The organism is Phycisphaerales bacterium AB-hyl4 (genome assembly GCA_041821185.1).
GTDB classification, from domain to species: domain Bacteria; phylum Planctomycetota; class Phycisphaerae; order Phycisphaerales; family Phycisphaeraceae; genus Natronomicrosphaera; species Natronomicrosphaera hydrolytica.
The window spans coordinates 1-3,329 of record JBGUBD010000025.1 but is presented as its reverse complement, the minus strand read 5'-3'; the positions used below and the strand labels follow the sequence as shown (position 1 = coordinate 3,329).

Below are 3,329 nucleotides of genomic sequence, written 5' to 3'. Positions count from 1 at the left end.
AGGTGCGCAGGCGAACGTCACGCTGCCGATTCAGCGGCCGCTCACACTCGTGTCAGGCGCGGAGTATCACCTCGACCTCACTTTCGGCCTGGCTCGTGCGACGCCGTGGGCTCAGGCGGGCTATGAGTTGTGCGAGGTGCAATTCGCCTTGCCATGGGAAGCACCGGTCGTCCCGCCGCGCCGTCGTGAAACGCTTGCAATACTTCGCGAGGTTAAGCACGTCAGCGAGCCTCGTTTTGTCGCCGACGGGTCAGAGCTCGCTTTCGATCCCGTCTTCGGCCGTGTAACGCTGTGGCGCATGGCAGGGCAGGACCTGCTCACTGAAGGGCCACGCCTGCAACTGTGGCGGGCGCCGATCGACAACGAACGCATGGGCAGCGGCAAGGCTATCAGGGAGGGCTGGCTGAAGGCGAAGCTCGACCAACTCCAGCATCGCATCGACAATGTAGAGATCGAACCGCTCGACGAGCACGCGACGCAGTTTCGCGTCGAGGCACGCATTGCCCCGCCGACGTCCGCGATTGCGCTGCGCTGCCGTTACGTCTATACGCTCTTCGGCAGTGGTGAACTGACGATTGCCGTAGAAGGCACGTTCACCGGCGACTGGCCCGAGATGCTTCCCCGCATCGGTCTGGAACTGGCGATGCCTGGCAAATTCGACCAGGTGACGTGGTTTGGCCTCGGCCCCGGCGAGAACTACACCGACACCCGTCGCGCCACACGCGTCGACGTGCATCATGCGACGGTTGACCAACTCTATACGCCCTACGTCTACCCGCAGGAAAACGGCAATCGCTCCGACGTGCGATGGCTCGCGTTGCGCAACACAAGCGGGGCCGGGCTGCTCGTGCTCGGCCAGCCGTATATCAACTTCAGCGCGCATCGTTATACCGTCGGCGACCTGCAACACGCCACGCACACCAGCGAGCTTTGGCCCCGACCGTTTATCACGCTTCACCTGGATCACGCGCAGAACGGCATCGGAAGCGGGAGCTGCGGCACGAGGTTGTCCGAGGCCTATCAGCTCAAGCCTAAGCCGTTCGCCTTCAGCGTCCACCTGCGGCCGGTTGTCGCCGTCGCCCCGTCGCTGCCGGCCCTCGCGCGGCAGGGCTCGCCCGAACTGCGCGGAACGCTCACGCCCTCCGTGTAATGCGATCGATACCGCGCGAGCATGATCCAAGCCCGTGCAAGCATCGCCGTGCTGCACATGGTCTAGTATCTGCCGATGATCCCGACCAACGCCAGCGCGGCGGATGAACGCGGCTACCTCCCTCGTTAGCTGCCTGCTGCAAAACGCGGTTTGTTTCTGCATGGCAATGGAGTGTGGCTGGATTTTGAATCGCGATGCGGCGATCGGATCGCTGCCCCGGTGCCCGACGATTTGATGAACGCAAAGGTTCATTCGCCGACCAACAGCTTCCGAGCGCGAAACCGTGGACGGCGGCGGGTCGCAAAGGTATGGTGAAGTGAAGAACTCAAGGAAGGGACAAACAAGCCCCGGACCCATGAGAACCTTGATTTCCCCTAAGTTGACCGCCGCGCCGCGACGATGCTTTTCAAGGATGAGAATCCTTGGAACATCCAGAAACGACGCGGCTTTTTTACATCCATCTCAGTTGGGTCGGTCGCGTCGCACTCGCGTTCTTCTGCCCGACGTGTTCGGCTCTGGTAACCGTCAGAACGGATTCTGGCGCTTGCCCGTGTTCCATCGTGCTTGCGACGTGGATACTTTAGATTAATGCTTCACGCTGCTTTGACTTCAAGCACTCCCCACTTCACCTCAACATTGCGGACGTAACATTCTTGCTGAAACGTCGGCTCGCCAACCCGCTACGCTCTATTGCCCCCTCCCAACAGCCAAATCGCAAAAGTGAAACGTGGTGATGCTGTAAACTGGCCCGACTTCGACTACGGCGGTCGTTGGCGTAAGGTCAGGCAGAGGTAGACGTGAGCATGTTGATCCAAAGCCATGCTCATCCGCTGGCCGCCGATCCGCGCGTCCACACATGGAAAGGCAAATGATGCCACGCAATTCGCTTGCAGCATTCCCGAACAAGAAGATCCAACAGGACCAGGCCATCGACCTGGTGATGCAACTGCTGGCTATCCCCGGCGGCAGCGGCCAGGAAGCCCAGGTCATGCAGTTCATCAAAGACCAACTGAGACAGGTCGGCTGCCCGGCGTCGGCGATACGCCACGATTGCGCACACAAAGCGTCGCCCCTCGGCGGTGAGGTGGGCAACCTCATCGTCAAGCTACGCGGAACGCGACGAGGTCCAAGGCGGTTGTTCGCCGCTCACACCGATACCGTTCCCATCTGCGTGGGCACGAAGCCGCTCCGCAAGGGAGACATCATCCAGTCGGGCGTGCCGGGCAAAGGGCTGGGGGCAGACGATCGATCAGGTGTGGCGGCCATACTGTACGCCGCCTGTGAACTGCTTCGCCGCAAGTTGCCACACCCACCGCTCACCTTCGCCTTCATGGTGCAGGAAGAGGCCGGGGTGATCGGCGCCCGCCTGCTCGACGTGCCCATGCTGGGCAAGCCGACCATGGCGTTCAACTTCGACGGCAGCGGATCAAACAAGCTGTTCATCGGTGCGACCGGGTCGCACCACCTGTCCGTTACGATCGAGGGCATCCCCGCCCACGCCGGCGTACGGCCGCAGGAAGGTGTCAGCGCCATTACCCTCGCGGCGAACGCCATTGCCGAATTGCACGCCGAGGGCTGGTTGGGCCTTGTTGAAAAGGGCAACCAGCGCGGAGCGGTCAACGTCGGCACGATCGACGGCGGCAGCGCCAACAATGTCGTCGCGCCCACGGCTCGATTGACCGTCGGCATCCGCAGTCACAGCACCACCTTCCGCAACCGCCTTCTCAAGCGAGTCAAAACGGCGTTTGAACGATCGGCACGCCAACTTCGCAACGCGCAAGGCGGGCGCGGTAGCGTGAGCTTTCAGGACACGCTCGCGTATGAGTCGTTCCGGCTCAAGCAGACCGAGCCGACCGTGCAAATGGCCCGCTCGGCGATGCGTCAGGCAACGGGCCAACCCGTGGAACTGGGCGTGCTCAACGGCGGCCTGGATGCCAACTGGCTGACGCAGCACGGTATCCCCACCGTCACCATCAGCACGGGCCAGCACAAGAACCATACCGCCGATGAATACCTTGACCTACACGCGTACACGGCTTGCTGCGAAACCGCGCTGCATCTCGCGACGCAGGTATGAACAAGGGCTCCGCCCCACGTGCCCTGGCGATTTAACGCTCGTTCGCCACGCCGCCATGTTCATACCCCGACCATCCCTGGCGCCGTCGCGGGGAATCGCGTC

The 3,329-nt window shown here is 62.3% G+C and carries 2 protein-coding genes; both read left to right on the top strand.

What is annotated here, in order from left to right; all coding sequences use genetic code 11:
• Window positions 1-1,150: beta-galactosidase domain 4-containing protein (locus tag ACERK3_19590; protein MFA9480476.1), on the top strand; the 1,150-nt coding region annotated here is incomplete at its 5' end.
• Window positions 1,151-2,018: 868 nt separating this feature from the next.
• The gene (locus tag ACERK3_19585) at window positions 2,019-3,227 is read left to right on the top strand and encodes a M20/M25/M40 family metallo-hydrolase (GenBank protein MFA9480475.1); all 1,209 of its coding nucleotides are present in this window, start codon (window positions 2,019-2,021) and stop codon (window positions 3,225-3,227) included.
• The last annotated feature ends 102 nt before the right edge of the window (window positions 3,228-3,329 follow it).